11 protein-coding genes are annotated in these 16526 nt (G+C 65.6%); 4 read left to right on the forward strand and 7 right to left on the reverse strand.

All coding sequences use genetic code 11. From position 1 onward, the window contains the following. Positions 1-3: 3 nt before the first annotated feature. The 4 genes from U0023_RS02155 to U0023_RS02170 all read left to right on the forward strand — a co-directional run bounded on the left by U0023_RS02155 (position 4) and on the right by U0023_RS02170 (position 4251). Entirely contained in the window at positions 4-771 is a 768-nt protein-coding gene (locus U0023_RS02155) for an N-acetylmuramoyl-L-alanine amidase (RefSeq protein ID WP_009763996.1), read from the forward strand. Between the two features lie 81 nt (positions 772-852). Next, positions 853-2289 carry an efflux RND transporter periplasmic adaptor subunit gene (locus U0023_RS02160; protein WP_009763995.1) on the forward strand — a complete coding sequence of 479 codons (1437 nt, stop codon included), beginning with the start codon at positions 853-855 and terminating at the stop codon, positions 2287-2289. Positions 2290-2299: 10 nt separating this feature from the next. Next, positions 2300-3022: an ABC transporter ATP-binding protein gene (locus U0023_RS02165; RefSeq protein WP_009763994.1), complete on the forward strand. Its 723-nt coding sequence runs from the start codon at positions 2300-2302 to the stop codon at positions 3020-3022. Beyond that, positions 3019-4251 (forward strand): ABC transporter permease, encoded by a 1233-nt coding sequence (locus U0023_RS02170; RefSeq protein WP_009763993.1) that lies wholly within the window; start codon positions 3019-3021, stop codon positions 4249-4251. The genes U0023_RS02165 and U0023_RS02170 overlap by 4 nt, the downstream gene beginning before the upstream one ends. Positions 4252-4399: 148 nt before the next feature. Here the strand turns inward: U0023_RS02170 and metH are convergent, their stop codons facing one another. From metH to U0023_RS02205, 7 genes are all read right to left on the reverse strand, one after another. Continuing rightward, positions 4400-8155, reverse strand: coding sequence for a methionine synthase (gene metH, locus U0023_RS02175; protein ID WP_009763992.1), 3756 nt, complete (start codon positions 8153-8155; stop codon positions 4400-4402). Between the two features lie 100 nt (positions 8156-8255). Further along, positions 8256-9161: a methylenetetrahydrofolate reductase [NAD(P)H] gene (gene metF, locus U0023_RS02180; protein WP_009763991.1), complete on the reverse strand. Its 906-nt coding sequence runs from the start codon at positions 9159-9161 to the stop codon at positions 8256-8258. Next, positions 9161-10174, reverse strand: coding sequence for an ArsR/SmtB family transcription factor (locus tag U0023_RS02185; RefSeq protein ID WP_009763990.1), 1014 nt, complete (start codon positions 10172-10174; stop codon positions 9161-9163). Before U0023_RS02185 ends, metF begins: the two co-directional genes overlap by 1 nt. A gap of 195 nt (positions 10175-10369) precedes the next feature. Further along, a complete protein-coding gene (locus U0023_RS02190) occupies positions 10370-11848 on the reverse strand; it encodes an AMP nucleosidase (protein ID WP_009763989.1) in 1479 nt (492 codons plus the stop codon). Between the two features lie 199 nt (positions 11849-12047). Beyond that, positions 12048-12452, reverse strand: a complete 405-nt coding sequence (locus U0023_RS02195; RefSeq protein ID WP_009763988.1) for a hypothetical protein — start codon at positions 12450-12452, stop codon at positions 12048-12050. 217 nt (positions 12453-12669) lie between these two features. After that, the gene (gene ettA / locus U0023_RS02200) at positions 12670-14322 is read right to left on the reverse strand and encodes an energy-dependent translational throttle protein EttA (protein WP_009763987.1); all 1653 of its coding nucleotides are present in this window, start codon (positions 14320-14322) and stop codon (positions 12670-12672) included. 731 nt (positions 14323-15053) lie between these two features. Beyond that, positions 15054-16397 (reverse strand): erythromycin esterase family protein, encoded by a 1344-nt coding sequence (locus U0023_RS02205; protein WP_009763986.1) that lies wholly within the window; start codon positions 16395-16397, stop codon positions 15054-15056. Between the last annotated feature and the right edge of the window lie 129 nt (positions 16398-16526).

Raw genomic sequence — 16526 nt, forward strand, 5'->3', positions numbered from 1 at the left:
CGCATGAGCGCTCTTTCCCCGGAAAGCCCGATCGCCAGCAAGGTGTTTCCGTCGCCCAACCATGGGGAGCGCAAGGACGCGCAGCGCCCCAGCATGGTCATTCTCCACTACACGGGGATGCCGGACGAGGGCGAGGCCCTGCAATGGCTGTGCAATCCCGTATCCCAGGTCTCCGCCCATTATTTCGTGTTCGGCGACGGGCGCGTGCTCCAGCTCGTTCCGGAGATGCGCCGGGCCTGGCATGCGGGCCTCTCCTCCTGGGACGGCGTGACCGACATCAATTCCTGCTCGATCGGCATCGAGATCGCCAATCCCGGACACCCGGGCGGCCTGCCTCCGTTCCCCGATGCGCAGATCGAAAGCGTCGCCGCTCTGACGAAGGACATCGTCACCCGCTGGCGCATCCCCCAGACGCGGGTGCTCGGGCATTCCGACGTCGCGCCCGGCCGCAAGGTCGATCCGGGCGAGCTTTTCCCCTGGCGGCGCCTGCACGAGGCGGGGGTAGGCCATTGGGTCGCACCGTCGGCCACGAGCGATGGCCGCTTCTTCTCGCGCGGCGACCAGGGCATGCCGATCGAAGCCTTGCAGGCGATGCTCGCCATGTACGGCTACAGCGTGAGGATCAACGGCGTCTTCGACGAGGACACGGAGAAGGTCGTCGCCGCTTTCCAGCGCCATTTCCGGCCCGAGCGCGTCGACGGCGTCGCGGACGCCTCGACCATCATGACCCTGCGCAACCTGATCGCCACCCGGCCGCAGGTTGCCGCATGACGAAGAGTTAACTCGTCACGCCCCGGGAAATCGGCCACAATCCGCCATCATGATATTTCGTAGGGCGGAGAGGATTTTTCTGTGCGTCGCGTCTGGTTGTGGTTGATCGGCATCGTGCTCGTGGCGGGCGTGCTCGGTTTCGTGCTGTGGAAGCCCACGGGGAGCAGCGCGTCCGATCAGGCCTATCGCCTCGGCGTGGTGGATCGCGGCGCCATCACGGCGAGCGTCCGCGCCACCGGCACGCTCAATCCCGTCACGACCGTGCTCGTAGGCTCCCAGCTCTCGGGCCAGGTGGTCGAGATCCTGGCCGACTACAACACGCCCGTGAAGGAAGGCCAGGTCGTCGCCCGCCTCTATGCGGAGCAGATCAAGTCGCGCCGCGACGCGGCCCTTGCGGATCTCGCCCAGGCAAGGGCGGATCTCGACACCAAGCGCGCCCAGATCGACAAGGCGCAATCGGCGCTGCAGCGGTCCGAGGCGCAGGCGAACGACCTCGCCGCGCAGCGCGACCGGGCGCGCGCCCAGCTCACGGAGGCCCAGCGCAACCTCGACCGGCAGCGGGAGCTGACCACCCGCGCGGTGGGGACACAGACGGCTCTCGAGCAGGCCGGAACGCAGCTCGACGTCCAGAAGGCGAATCTCGCCTCGGCGGAGGCGCAGATCGCGTCGAACAAGGCGGAGACCGACGGGCTCAAGGCCGACCTCGCGCTGGCCGAGGCGAACCTGAAATCGGCAGAGGCGATGATCCTGCAGCGGCAGGCGAAGCTGAAGGATATCGAGATCGATCTCGCGCGCACCGACATCAAGTCCCCGGTCGACGGCGTCGTGATCCAGCGCGACATCGAGCTCGGCCAGACCGTCGCGGCCTCGCTCTCCGCCCCCACCCTGTTCACCATCGCGCAGGACCTGAGGGAGATCGACATCTACGCCAATATCGACGAGGCGGATGTGGGACGTCTCAAGGACGGGCAGAAGGTGAGCTTCACCGTCAACGCCTATCCGAACCGCACCTTCGAGGGCATTGTGCGCATGGTGCGCCTGTCCGCCCAGACGGTGCAGAACGTGGTAACCTACACGGCCGTCATCGGCGTGAGGAACAGAGACCAGGCCCTTCTCCCCGGCATGACGGCGAACCTCCAGATCGTCACGGACGAGCGCGAGGACGTGCTGCGCGTGCCGAACGCGGCCCTGCGCTACCGGCCGCCCGTCTCCGTCGTGTCGAGCGGCTCGGCGAATGCCGCGCAGGACGGCCAGCCTCGGCGGCGCGCAGGCGGCCGCGATGCGCAGATGCAGACGGACGAAGGCACGAGCGGACGCATCTACCGCGTCGGGCAGGACGGCAATCCCCAAGTCGTGCATGTCCGCCTCGGCGCGACCGACGGGTCCTATACGGAGATCCTGCGCGGCGATGTGCCGGAAGGGGCGGCGGTGATCGTCGGCGCCCAGCGCGCAGGCGCGGGCGACGATGCCGGAGCCTCGTCCACCGGGCGACGCCCGCGCCCGCCGCGCATGTTCTAGGGGGCGCACCATGCCTCTCATCGAAACGCACGAACTCAGGCGGGTCTACGATCTCGACGCGGGCCGCGTCGTCGCCCTCGACGCCGTTTCGCTCGATATCGAGAAGGGCGATTTCGCCGCCGTGATGGGACCGTCCGGCTCGGGAAAATCGACCTTCATGAATCTCATCGGCTGCCTCGACAAGCCGACCAGCGGCCGGTACCGGCTGGCCGGCACGGCCGTCGAGAGCCTCGACGCGAACGGCCTTGCGCGCCTGCGCAACCGCGAGATCGGTTTCGTCTTCCAGCAGTTCAACCTGCTGCCGCGCGTCGATGCGCTCGGCAATGTCGAGCTGCCCATGGTCTATGCGGGTTTCGACCGCAGGACGCGCCGCGAGCGGGCCCTGCACGCGCTCGACCGCGTCGGTCTCGCCAAGCGCGCCCATCACCGGCCGATGCAATTGTCGGGCGGACAGCAGCAGCGCGTCGCCATCGCGCGGGCGCTCGTCAACAGCCCGAGCCTGCTCCTCGCCGACGAGCCCACCGGGGCGCTGGACAGCCGCACGGCGAACGAGATCATGGCCCTGTTTCAGGAGCTCAACCGCGAGGGCGTCACCATCGTGCTGGTCACGCACGATGCGGAGGTCGGCCGCCACGCGCACCGCCTCGTTCGGTTCCGGGACGGCCACGTGACCGAGGACCGGCGCCAGATCCCGGTCGATGCGCGCGCCCTTGCCAGGGAGGCCGCGGAATGAGGCTGATCGAAGCCATTCGCTCGGCGCTCTCGGCCATCATGGCCAATGCCCTGCGCAGCCTTCTGACCATGCTCGGCATCGTCATCGGCGTCGCGGCCGTCATCGCCATGGTGGCGATCGGATCGGGCGCGCGCAACCTCGTCGACAGCCAGATCCGCTCGCTCGGCGCGAACCTCGCCATCGTGACGCCCGGCAACGTGACCCAGGGCGGCGCAAGGCTCGGCGCCGGCGCGGCCTCCTCGCTCACGGACGAGGACGCCCACGCCATCCGGCGCGAGGTCGACGGCGTGGTGGCGGCCGCGCCCTTCGTGCAGGGCGGCACGCAGGTCGTGGCCGGCGGCAGCAACTGGGGCACACGCATCTACGGCATCGACGGCGACTGGTTCTCGGCCCGCGAATGGGACGTCGCCGCCGGCCGCACCTTCGATCCGGAGGAGGTCCGGCGCGGCGACATCGTCATCCTCCTCGGCCAGACGGTCGCGCGCAACCTCTTCGGCGAGGACGATCCCATCGGCCAGACCGTGCGCGTGCGCAACGTGCCCTTCCGCGTGATCGGCGTCATGGCACCGAAAGGCCAGTCGGCCTTCGGGCAGGACCAGGACGACGTCGTGTTCGTGCCTCTCGACGCGGGGCGTCGCCGCGTGATCGGGCGCAACTACGCCAAGGACGGATCCGTCGGCTCGATCTTCGTGAAGTTCGCCGACGAGAGCGACATCGAACCCGGCATCGCGAGCATGACGGAACTGCTGCGCCAGCGCCATCGCATCATTGGCGAGCAAGAAGACGATTTCTCGATCCGCAACCTGACGGAAATCGCCAACACCGCGTCCGCTTCGGCCAATACCCTGTCCATGCTCCTCGCCGCCGTCGCGGCCGTGTCGCTGCTCGTCGGCGGCATCGGCATCATGAACATCATGCTGGTGTCGGTGACGGAACGCACCCGCGAGATCGGCCTGCGCCTCGCGGTCGGGGCGCGTCCGCGCGACATCCTGAGCCAGTTCCTGATCGAGGCGACGACGCTGTCCACCATCGGCGGCGCGCTCGGCATCGGCCTCGGCGCGGGCGCCGCCTATCTCGTGGCGCAGCTCGCCGGCTGGCCCTCGCTGGTGTCGACGAACGCCATCATGATCGCCGTCGGCTTCTCGGCGCTGGTGGGCATCTTCTTCGGGTTCTATCCGGCGCAACGCGCGGCGAAGCTCGACCCGATCGAGGCGTTGCGGCGGGAGTGACCCTCCATCGTCATCTCCGCGAAGGCGGGGATCCTGACCAGGATGCGGCTCGAACTCCCTCTCCCTGAGGGAGAGGTATAACCCGCGCCGCACTCGTTCAGCGTCTCTGGATCTCGCTCAACGCGTCCGAGACATCAGTAAAGCGAGACTACTCCGCCGCCATCACGCGGTAGCTCGCCGGGTCGTAGTTGAGGATCGGGGCGAGCCAGCGTTCGACCTCCGCGATGCTCATGTCCTTGCGGGCCGCGTAATCCTCCACCTGATCGCGTTCGACCTTGGCGACGCCGAAGTAATAGGCGTCCGGATGCGACAGGTAGAGGCCCGACACGGAGGAGCCCGGCCACATGGCGTAGGACTCGGTGAGCGTCACGCCGATGCTGCCCTCGGCATTGAGCAGGCTGAACAGGGTCGCTTTCTCCGTATGGTCGGGCTGGGCCGGATAGCCGGGAGCCGGACGGATACCCTGGTACTCCTCGCCGATCAGGCCCTCGTTGCTGAGGTTCTCGTCGGACGCATAGCCCCAGAACTCCCGGCGCACACGCTCATGCATGCGCTCGGCAAAGGCTTCCGCGATGCGGTCGGCCAGGGCCTTCACCATGATCGAGCGGTAATCGTCGTTGGCGCGCTCGAAGCGTTCGGCGATGCGCACCTCCTCAATGCCGGAGGTCACGACGAAGGCACCGATCCAATCGGCCTTTCCGCTCTCGGCGGGAGCGATGAAATCGCTCAGGCAGAGATTGGGCTTGCCGTCGCGCTTCGAGAGCTGCTGGCGCAGGCCGTGGAAGGTCGCGAGCTGTTCCGTGCGGCTCTCGCCCGTATAGAGACGAATGTCGTCGCCGACCGCATTGGCGGGCCAGAATCCGATCACCGCCTTCGGGTTGAACCAGCGCTCGTCCACGAGCTGCTTGAGCATGCTTTGAGCATCCTCCCAGAGCTGCCGCGCGGCCTCGCCCTGCTTCTCGTCCTCGAGGATCGCCGGGAAGCGCCCCTTCAGCTCCCAGGTCTGGAAGAACGGCGTCCAGTCGATATAGGGCACGAGCTCGCCCACATCGTAGCTGCGGAACACGCGCGCGCCGGTAAAGCTGGGCTTGGGCGGCTGGTAGGACGCCCAGTCGGGCACGAACCTGTTGGCCCGCGCCTTCTCGATGGACAGGCGCTGCTTGTCGGCCTCAGACCGGGCATGGGCATCGGCCACCTTGCGATACTCGGAGCGCAGCGTCTCCACATAGCCGTCCTTCATGTCGGGCGACAGGAGCGACGACACGATGCCGACGGCGCGACTGGCATCCGTCACATAGACGGCCTGGCCCTTGTTGTAGTTCGGGTGGATCTTCACCGCCGTGTGCACGCGGCTCGTGGTGGCGCCGCCGATGAGGAGCGGAATGTCGAAGCCCTCGCGCTCCATCTCGCTTGCCACGTTCACCATCTCGTCCAGCGACGGCGTGATGAGGCCGGAAAGCCCGATCACGTCCACCTTCTCCTTGCGCGCCGTCTCCAGGATCTTCTGGGCCGGCACCATGACGCCGAGGTCGATGACCTCGTAGTTGTTGCAGGCGAGAACCACGCCCACGATGTTCTTGCCGATGTCGTGCACGTCGCCCTTCACGGTCGCCATGAGCACCTTGCCGGCGGCGGAGCGCCCGGTGTCGCCGGAGGCTTCCTTCTCGGCCTCCATGAACGGCATGAGATAGGCGACCGCCTGCTTCATGACGCGGGCGGATTTCACCACCTGCGGCAGGAACATCTTTCCGGCGCCGAAGAGATCGCCCACCACGTTCATGCCGGCCATGAGCGGCCCTTCGATCACGTGCAGCGGACGCTCGGCCGCCTGTCGGGCTTCTTCCGTGTCCTGCTCGATGAATTCAGTGATGCCGTTGACGAGCGCATGTTCGATCCGCTTGCCCACGGGCCAGGAGCGCCATTCGAGATCGGCGGCCTTCACGGCGCCCGCGCCGTCGCCCTTGAAGCGCGGCGCCGCCTCGAGCAGGCGCTCCGTTGCGTCGGGACGGCGATTGAGCACCACGTCCTCGCAGAGCTCGCGCAGCTCCGGATCGATCTCGTCGTAGACGGCGAGCTGACCGGCGTTCACGATGCCCATGTCCATGCCGACCTTGATGGCGTGGAACAGGAACACGGAATGCATGGCTTCGCGCACGGGCTCGTTGCCGCGGAACGAGAATGACAGGTTCGACACGCCGCCCGAGATATGGGCGTGCGGCAGCGTCTCGCGGATGATGCGCGTCGCCTCGATGAAGGCAACCCCGTAGCCGTTATGCTCCTCGATGCCGGTGGCGACCGCGAACACGTTCGGATCGAAGATGATGTCTTCCGGCGGGAACCCGACCTGCTCGGTCAGGATCTTGTAGGCGCGCGTGCAGATCTCGACCTTGCGCTCCAGCGTATCGGCCTGACCCTGCTCGTCGAAGGCCATGACGACGACGGCAGCGCCATAGGATCGACAGATCCGCGCGTGCTCGATGAAGGAATCCACACCCTCCTTCATGGAGATCGAGTTCACGATGGCCTTGCCCTGGATGCACTTGAGGCCGGCCTCGATCACGTGGAACTTGGACGAATCCACCATCACGGGAACGCGGGCGATGTCGGGTTCAGCCGCGACGAGGTTGAGGAACTCCACCATGGCCTTCTCGGAATCGAGCAAGCCTTCGTCCATGTTGACGTCGATGATCTGCGCGCCGTTCGCCACCTGATCGCGCGCCACGTCGAGGGCGGCGGCGTAATCGTTGTTGGTGATGAGCTTGCGGAACTTGGCGGAGCCCGTGACGTTCGTGCGCTCGCCCACATTCACGAAGGGAATGTCGGAAGTGAGCGTGAATGGCTCGAGGCCCGACAGGCGCATGAGCGGCTGCATCTTCGGCACGGAGCGCGGCGCCTTGCCTGCGACGGCTTCGGCAATGGCGCGGATATGATCCGGCGTCGTGCCGCAGCAGCCGCCGACCACGTTGACGAGACCGGCATCGGCGAATTCGGCAATCATCCGCGCCGTGGCTGCGGGGCTCTCGTCATAGAGGCCGAACTCGTTCGGCAATCCGGCATTTGGATAGGCGCAGACCAGGGTGTCGGCGACCTTGCCGATCTCCTGGATATGCGCGCGCATCTCGCGGGCGCCGAGGGCGCAGTTGAGTCCGATGGAGAAAGGCTCCGCATGGCGCACTGAATGCCAGAACGCCGTCGGCGTCTGGCCCGACAGCGTGCGGCCGGAGAGATCCGTGATCGTTCCCGAGATCATGACCGGGAGCTTCACGCCCTTCTCGGCGAAGACCTGGTGCGTCGCCACGATGGCGGCCTTGGCGTTGAGGGTGTCGAAGATCGTCTCGATCAGGATGATCTCGGCACCGCCGTCCACGAGCCCCCTCGCCTGCTCGGCGTAAGCCTCGCGCACCTGGTCGAAGGTCACGGCGCGGTAGCCGGGATTGTTCACGTCCGGCGAGATGGAGAGCGTACGGTTCGTCGGGCCGATGGCGCCGGCCACGAAGCGGCGGCGGCCGTCTTCCTTTTCCGCGATCAGCGCCGCTTCGCGGGCAAGCCGCGAACCCTCGAAGTTCAGCTCGTAGACGATCTCCTCCATGCCGTAATCGGCCTGCGCGATGGAGGTGCCGGAGAAGGTGTTCGTCTCCACGATGTCCGCGCCCGCGCGGAAGTAGTCGAGGTGCACGCTGCGCACCGCATCGGGCTGCGTGAGAATGAGCAGATCGTTGTTGCCCTTGACGTCCTGCTTCCAGTCCTTGAACCGCTCGCCGCGGAAATCCTCTTCCGAGAAGCGCGAGCGCTGCAGCTCCGTCCCCATCGCGCCGTCGAGCACGAGGATCCGCTTGGAGGCCGCTTCGCGCAGCGCCTTGATCACATCGGCACCATCGGCCGGACGAGGATTATACGCAGTCATTCGTTCTGTTCTCTTTTCACCGCGGTCGGACGGGCGCCGGCCGATGAAATTATTCGACATTACAAAAGTGAATGCCCGGCTCGGCCGGGCATCGGGATCGTCAGGCGGCCGCCTTCACGCTCTGTTCGCGCAGGCCGAGCAGATGGCAGATGGCATAGACCAGATCCGCGCGGTTCATGGTGTAGAAATGGAACTCGCTCACGCCGCGATCGAGCAGATCGAAGACCTGCTCGGCGGCGACGGCGGCGGCGATGAGTTTTCGCGTCTCCACGTCGTTCTCTAGGCCCTCGAAGCGCGCGGCGAGCCAGCCCGGAACGCTGGCGCCGGTCTTGGAGGCGAAGTTCGCGGTCTGCTTGAAGTTCTGCACCGGCACGATGCCGGGAACGATCGGGATGTCGATGCCCCGCGCGCGGACGCGGTCGAGATAGCGGAAGTACAGGTCGTTGTCGAAGAAGAACTGGGTGATGGCGCGGTCCGCGCCGCAATCGACCTTGCTCTTCAGGGCATCGATGTCCGCATCGAGCGAAGCGGCCTCGGGGTGCTTTTCCGGATAGGCGGAAACCGACACCTCGAAATCGCCGATGGCCTTGATGCCGGCGACGAGATCGCATGTCTGCCGGTAGCCGCCGGGGTGCGGCTCATAGGCCGTCCCGATGCCGCCGACCGGATCGCCGCGCAGGGCCACGATGTGGCGCACGCCTGCGTCCCAATAGGAGCGGACGACGTCGTTCACCTCCTCCTTCGTCGCGGCCACGCAGGTGAGATGCGCGGCAGGCTTGAGAGGGGTTTCCTTCAGGATGCGGGACACCGTGGCATGGGTGCGCTCGCGCGTGGAGCCGCCGGCGCCATAGGTCACGGAGACGAAGTGCGGATGAAGAGGAGCCAGACGCTGGATGGACGACCAGAGCGTCGTCTCCATCTCCGGCGTCTTCGGCGGAAAGAACTCGAACGAGACCTTGATGGGAGAGGCGTTCTGCCGGCTGGGGCGCAGGGCGAGCGGGGACATCAGGCGACCTCTCTGTCGGGTTCACTCAAAGGCCAATCCGTCACCACGCGGCGATCCTGGCCGAGCCAAAGGGATACGGTCAATTGCTCGTCGCCTTTTGCCGGCGGAGCGATCTCCCGGTTGAGGGTGCAGTCGAGGCCCGCCTCGTCGAGCCATCCGGCGACCTGGGCGGGCGCGAAACCGAGACGGCGATGGGCCTGGGCTTCGCGGAGGAATTCGAGGTTATGCGGGGCGAAATCGACCACCAGGATCCGCCCGCCCGGCGCCACGAGGCGGGCCGCCTCGCGGATCGCCCGCGCCGGATCGTCCAGGTAGTGCAGCACCTGGTGAATCACCACGAGGTCGAACGTGTCGCGCGGGAACGGAGGCGCATAGATGTCCCCCTGGCGCAGCTCGATACCGCGCAGGCCCGCCTTCTCGAGATTGGCCCTCGCCACCGAGAGCATCGCGTGGCTGGCATCGAGCCCGACCGTGCGGTTGGCTCTCGGAGCCAGCAGTTGCAGCATCCGCCCGGTGCCGGTGCCGAGATCGACGAGATTGCGGATCCTGGCCGACCCTAAGGCCTCCAGAACAGCAGCCTCGACCACGGTCTCGGGGGCATGCAGGGAGCGGATGCGATCCCAGTCCGGCGCCAGGCGGGAGAAGAAGGCCTGGGCGGCCTGCGAGCGCTGGGCCCGCACGCCGTCGAGGCGGGTCCGGTCCTCCAAAAGCTGCGGATCGGACCGGTCGAGGCTCTCCAGGGTCGGGCGGATGATCCGGAGGGCAATGCCCCGGTCGGTGAGCCGGAAGAAGGCCCAGGCCCCCTCCCGGTGCCGCTCCACGAGGCCGGCCTCGACCAGAAGCTTCAGGTGACGGGAGATTCGCGGCTGGGACTGCCCGAGGATGTCCGTGAGATCGGAGACCGAGAGCTCACCTTCGGTCAGCAACGCGAGGATGCGCAGGCGCGTCTCCTCGGCGGCTGCCCGAAGGACATCCAGGGTCAGGTCCAGCGATGGGGACGGATGGTCCGACACGGCCAAAACTCGCTCTTACATATAAAGATATATTTATGTCTATTTTAACGAGAGAGCAAGCGAATGGTTGGGCCCGGCCGTCTGATAGGAGATGCCATTCTCCTCTCGACGAAATGGCCGATTGGCGTGGGTGTGACAGGGGCCTTTGCCAGGAGATGTGGCAGCCGGTGCCGATCGGCTGCCACTCTGCATGACCTAACGGAATGGCGGTTCGTCGAAGCTGCGCAGCTTGCGCGAATGCAAGGACGACCGCTGGCCTTTCAGGATGTCGAGGGCCGAAAGTCCGATCATGAGATGCTCGCTCACCGCGCGCTCGTAGAAGGCATTGGCCGCGCCCGGCAGCTTGATCTCCCCGTGCAGCGGCTTGTCCGAGACGCAGAGCAGCGTCCCGTAGGGAACCCGAAGCCGGTAGCCCTGGGCCGCGATGGTGCCGCTCTCCATGTCCACCGCGATGGCGCGGGACAGGTTGATCTGGCGCCGTTCCTGGCTCCAGCGCAGCTCCCAGTTTCGGTCGTCGTAGGTCACGACCGTACCGGTGCGCAGGCGCCGTTTCAGCTCCTCGCCCCGTTCGCCAGTCACCTGCACCGCCGCATCCTGCAGGGCGACCTGGATTTCCGCGAGAGCCGGGATCGGGATTTCCGGAGGCACGGCGCTGTCGAGAATGTGGTCGCGCCGGAGATAGCCGTGGGCCAGCACGTAATCGCCGATGGATTGCGACTGGCGCAAGCCTCCGCAATGCCCGACCATGAGCCAGCAATGGGGCCTCAGCACCGCCAGATGATCGGTGATGTTCTTCGCGTTCGACGGACCGACGCCGATGTTGACGAGCGTCACCCCCTGCCCGTCCTTGCGCATGAGGTGATAGGCCGGCATCTGGAACCGGTGCCAGGGCGATGAGCCGATCAGTTCCTCGACGACGGTCTCGTCCAGCCCGCGCTCGATGGTGATGCCGCCCGGCAGCACGAGCCGGGTATAAGGCCCCTCCTCGTTCGCCATCTCCTTCACGGCCCAGCGGATGAACTGGTCCACGTAGCGATGATAGTTGGTCAGCAGGATCCAGGGCTGGACGCAGCGCCAGTCGCTGCCGGTGTAATGCACGAGACGGCGGAGCGAGTAATCGACCCGGGCGGCATCGAAGAGCGCCAAAGGCCGGGGTTCATCCTCATGGAAGACCCAGGTGCCGTCGGCGATCTCGTCGCCCACCTTGGCGAGAAGCGGCGTCGGGAAATGCTGGGCGAGTTCGGACGCCGAATGGGCTCCGCGGCCCAGCTCATCGCCGCGCTCGAAAACATAGGGATAAGGAATTTCCTGGTCGCTGACGCCAACCTCGATGGTGGCTCCGTAATCGCGCACCAGATAATTCAGCTGCTCCAGCAGATAGTTCCGGAAGAAGGCCGGCTGCGTGATCGTGGTCGCATAGACGCCCGGACCCTGGAACTTGGCATAGGCCCGCTGCTTGACCGGCGGCAGCGAGGTCGACCGGTAATCCAGCCGCAATTCCGGATAGCGGAAGCGGGACCGCTCGAACGGCGTGGGCGGCGTGCCGGTGGAAAAGAAATGATCCAGAGCCTTGCGCTGCGCCTCGATGGCGCTGTCATGAAGCGCGATGAGCCGCTCGACGGCTTCTTCAGGCGTGGCAACGGATTGGAAGGTGGAAATATGATCGGCAGGCACGTGGACTCTCTTCTTATGTCTCGTGCCTCAAGGGTCATACACCGTTTTGCGGAAGAACCCAACCGGGTTGGCAGAAGTTCGCCGTGAGAAGCCGAAACCTCAGGGCGAGGAGGCTCATGGAACAGGCGAAAACCGAAAGCCGAGCGTCGGTGCTGCGCGCATTTCAGTGAGGAGGGCCGGTGAAGCCCTCCTCGCTCAATTACTCGCAGACCTGATCCCGGCGAATGACGACCCTGCCCCAATCGTCCACGAAGCGGCGGCGCACCATGTAACAGGGAGGCGCATCATAGGCCGGTGAGCCGTAATAGGTCGGATAGGCCGAATTGCTTGGATAATCATAAGCAGGGCGTGAGGCCAATGCACCGAGTGCCAAGCCGCCGACCACACCGGCAGCCACAGCGCCACCGGCATCGTAGTCGCGATGGCGATAGGGACGATAACCGTAGCCGTAGTTCGGACGAACGACCCCATATGGCGTGGCATAGGATCCGTCGCGCCAGCGCCCTGTGCTTTCACCGGCATACGCCGGAGCGAAAGCCGCCAAAGCACCGCTCATTGTCAGAACGGCGCAGCCTGCAACCAGAACAACCTTGAACCGAGACATTTTCGCCTCCTGGCGGGAACGCACTTTGAACGCCAAAGCTGAAACAATTGCTTCGTTCCCAACCTCTGGAACAAGAATAGATGTCCCTCCCTGAACTCAGGATGAAAGCTTCAAGCAAGGAATTCGTAGCCGATCGGCAAAGCGATACGAAAAGAACGCGGGTGGGCCGATGCCCAGTCCCGCGTTCCACATGCTTACAAAAGAAGTCCGCCAGACCTTACCGCGAGAACTTCTTGTACTTGATCCGATGCGGGATCGTGGAATCCGTGCCGAGGCGACGCTTCTTGTCCTCCTCGTAATCGGCGAAGTTGCCCTCGAACCATTCCACGTGGCTGTCGCCCTCGAAGGCGAGGATGTGGGTGGCGATGCGGTCGAGGAACCAGCGGTCGTGCGAGATGATCACGGCGCAGCCCGCGTAATCCTCCAGCGCCTCTTCGAGCGCGCGAAGCGTATCCACGTCGAGGTCGTTGGTCGGCTCGTCGAGGAGCAGGACATTGGAGCCCGACTTCAGGATCTTGGCGAGGTGCACGCGGTTGCGCTCGCCGCCCGAGAGCACGCCGACCTTCTTCTGCTGATCGGAGCCCTTGAAGTTGAAGGCGCCGCAATAGGCGCGGGCGTTGATCTCGCGCTTGCCGAGATAGAGCACCTCGTTGCCACCCGAGATTTCCTCGTACAGCGTCTTGTTGGCATCGAGCGAGTCGCGGCTCTGGTCGACATAGCCGAGCTTCACGCTCTCGCCGATGCTGATCGAACCCTCGTCCGGCTGCTCCTGGCCCGTGATCATGCGGAAGAGCGTGGTCTTGCCGGCGCCGTTCGGGCCGATGACGCCGACGATGCCGCCGGGCGGCAGCTTGAACGACAGGCCATCGATGAGCAGCTTGTCGCCGAAGGCTTTCTTGAGGTTGTCGAACTCGATGACGTTGTTGCCCAGGCGCTCGGCGATCGGAATGATGATCTGAGCGGTCGTCGGGCCCTTCTCGTTGGCCTTGGCCACGAGCTCCTCATAGCGCTGGATACGGGCCTTCGACTTGGCCTGGCGGGCCTTCGGCGAGGCGGCAACCCATTCCCGCTCACGCTCGATGGTGCGCTGGTGAGCCGCTTCCTCGCGGCCCTCCTGCGCAAGGCGCTTCTGCTTCTGCTCCAGCCAGGAGGAGTAATTGCCCTCGTAGGGAATGCCCCGGCCGCGGTCGAGCTCGAGGATCCAGCCGGTCACGTTGTCGAGGAAGTAGCGGTCGTGGGTGACGATCAGGATCGCGCCCGGATAATTGCGCAGGTGCCCTTCGAGCCAGGCGGTCGTCTCGGCATCCAGGTGGTTGGTCGGCTCGTCGAGGAGCAGGAGTTCCGGCTGCTCCAGGAGCAGCTTGCACAGGGCGACGCGGCGGCGCTCGCCGCCCGAGAGCTTGTCCACCGACCAGTCGTCCGGCGGGCAGCGGAGGGCGTCCATGGCCTGATCGACCTGGGAATCGAGATCCCACAGGCCCTTGGCCTCGATCTCGTCCTGGAGACGGGTCATCTCGTCCGCCGTCTCCTCGGAATAGTTCATGGCGAGTTCGTTGTAGCGGTCGAGGATCGCCTTCTTGGCGGCCACGCCCTCCATGACGTTCTCGCGGACGTTCTTCGACGGGTCGAGCTGGGGCTCCTGGGGCAGGTAGCCGACCCGGGCGCCCTCGGCGACCCAGGCCTCGCCGGACCAGTCGGTGTCGGTTCCGGCCATGATGCGGAGCAGGGTCGACTTACCGGCGCCGTTGACGCCGAGCACGCCGATCTTCGCATCCGGGTAGAAGGAGAGATGAACGTTGTCCAAGACCTTCTTGCCGCCCGAATAGGTCTTGGAGAGGCCACGCATGTGGTAGATGAACTGTCGGGACACGGAAAAAGCCCTGCTTGATGGTCGGTTGAATGGGATTGGCTGTCAGTTATCAGGGGCAGCCTGCCGGGGCAAGGCGGGGGAGTGTCGCCAGCAGAGTTCCGGAAAGCCAGCACCTTAGGGCCCGCAGCTTGCGCTGCGAGCCTGTCAGGGTTCGAGGGTGGCGTGTCGGGCAGCCCGGCTCGCTTGTGAGTGAGAATGGAAGAGCCGAACTGCTCGTCCCGCACGGTTCTTTTAGGCGTTTAGACTTGGACCAGCACAGGGCTGCCAAGGGCCTCCGGCCCCAGGTGTGCGAGACCTGCGACCGGACCGTTCCCCACCCCACAACTGCGACGCCTCGCGAGCGCGCCCCTCGTCAGGTGAGGATGGGTAACGATATAACCAAGGTTGCAGCAACTGTCAAGAACAAAGTGAGAACATAACGTTCGCTCTCACCACCGCCCTCTCCGCATCACCCACCCCGTCATCACCGGCCCTGTGCCGGTGATCCCGATCAGCAAGGCGCAGCGCTTCAAACAATCGGGATGGCCGGGACAAGCCCGGCCATGACGGGGGAGGGTGTCAGCCCCGTACCCGCCAGGACGATCCTTCGAGACGTAGCGGCGTTGCTCCTCAGGATGAGGGTGGAGCGGTGGCGAGCAAGACGGGATGACGGCAACAAGGCCGGCCATGACGGCGGTGGATGTCATCCCCTCTCCCGGACGGCAGAGCGGCAGGAGCCAGGGCAGACCGGATCAAAGCCCGAACGGGTACGTCTCCGGCATGCCCTTGCCGTGGGCATGGGTGAGCGGGCTCACGGCCCTGGTGTCCTCGAACCAGACGAAGGCGTCGAACTGCTCGGCCAGGACCGCCTCGAAATAATGGCTGTAGAGTTCCGTCTCCGGCCGGTAAACCACGCCGATGGCCCGCTCCAGGCGGGGCCGCGACAGGATCTCCGTCAGCTCGGCCTGGCCGTTCTCCCGCCAGTCGGTCAGGAAGCACCCGAGGCCCGTATCCCGGAAGATGCGCTCGTGACTGTCGGGCCGGGCGGGCCGGACGGTCTTGACCTGCATGGGCTCGTCCCAGTCGTCGGCGGCCGCCACCGTGCCCCGGTCCGTCCCGAAGCCGATGAGGACGGCCTCGTCCCGGTAGGCCTTCCGGCAAAGTTCGCCGATATTGAACTCGCCCTGCCAGCCCATGGCGGTCGCTGCCGCGTTGCCGATATGGGAATTGTGGGCCCAGACCACCGCCTTGGCGTTGTCGCGCCGGGCGAGCAGGCTCTGCAGGGTCTCGAACATGTGCCGGTCGCGCAGGTTCCAGGATTCCGTCGCGCCTTCGTACATGATCCGATAGTAATGTTCGGCCGCATGGACGATCTTGGCGTTCTGCACCGCGTCGAAGAATGCCTCGCCGCCATCGGCCTGGAGATAGTCCATCCGCTTGTCGAGAATGTCCTGGAGCTGGCGCAGCAGCGCCTGGTCGCAGGGCTTTTTCTGCCCGGTGAGGACGGCGCGGCCGTAACGGGCGGGATCGGATTGCCAGGGGCTCAGGCAGCCGTAGCGTCCCCTCGCCTCCCGGGCCGCCTCCGGATCGACCTTGTCGAGGTAATCGAGAACGGAACGGATCGACGTGTTCAGGCTGTAGACGTCGAGCCCGCGAAACTCTGCCCGCTCGTCGTCCGCCCGCTCCTTGTTGAAATCGCGCAACCAGTTGACGAAGTCGTAGACCTCCTCGTTGCGCCACATCCAAGTGGGAAATCGTTGGAAGGCCGCATCATCGTCATCGGCAAGTTGGCGGTGGCGCACATAGGCGTCGATGCGCGCGGCATCCGGCCAATCGGCCTCGACGGCCACGATGGAAAAGCCGTGCTGCTCGATCAGGCGTTTCGTGATCGCGGCGCGCGCCCGGTAGAACTCGGACGTGCCGTGGGTCGCCTCGCCCAGGAGCACGACCTTGGCGTCGGCGAAGCGGTCGAACATGGCGCCGAAGGCTTCATCCTCGGACATCGGCGGCAAGGTTTCCCCATGCTCGCGCACGAGATCGACGGCTTCCTTGACCGATGCCTCGTTCTCGTTCTGCTTCCAGGACAGCCGGGCCATGACGTTCACTCCGCAAAGCCGGCATGCTGCGTGCCGCTTCAGCCGAAGAACGATGGCGAGACTCGGCTTGTTCCAGAAATGGAAACGGCCGGAGACACTCTCCGGCCGCTTTCGTCTTGGGCGCTCTAC

The organism is Microvirga lotononidis, from assembly GCF_034627025.1.
In the GTDB taxonomy this organism is placed as follows: Bacteria; Pseudomonadota; Alphaproteobacteria; order Rhizobiales; family Beijerinckiaceae; genus Microvirga; species Microvirga lotononidis.

Excerpts from the sequence above, each read along its gene's own strand:
- U0023_RS02155 (WP_009763996.1), top strand. The coding sequence starts at position 4 with ATGAGCGCTCTTTCCCCGGAAAGCCCGATCGCCAGCAAGGTGTTTCCG.
- U0023_RS02165 (WP_009763994.1), top strand. The coding sequence starts at position 2,300 with ATGCCTCTCATCGAAACGCACGAACTCAGGCGGGTCTACGATCTCGAC.
- U0023_RS02170 (WP_009763993.1), top strand. The coding sequence starts at position 3,019 with ATGAGGCTGATCGAAGCCATTCGCTCGGCGCTCTCGGCCATCATGGCC.
- metH (WP_009763992.1), bottom strand. The coding sequence starts at position 8,155 with ATGACTGCGTATAATCCTCGTCCGGCCGATGGTGCCGATGTGATCAAG.
- metF (WP_009763991.1), bottom strand. The coding sequence starts at position 9,161 with ATGTCCCCGCTCGCCCTGCGCCCCAGCCGGCAGAACGCCTCTCCCATC.
- U0023_RS02195 (WP_009763988.1), bottom strand. The coding sequence starts at position 12,452 with ATGTCTCGGTTCAAGGTTGTTCTGGTTGCAGGCTGCGCCGTTCTGACA.
- U0023_RS02205 (WP_009763986.1), bottom strand. The coding sequence starts at position 16,397 with ATGGCCCGGCTGTCCTGGAAGCAGAACGAGAACGAGGCATCGGTCAAG.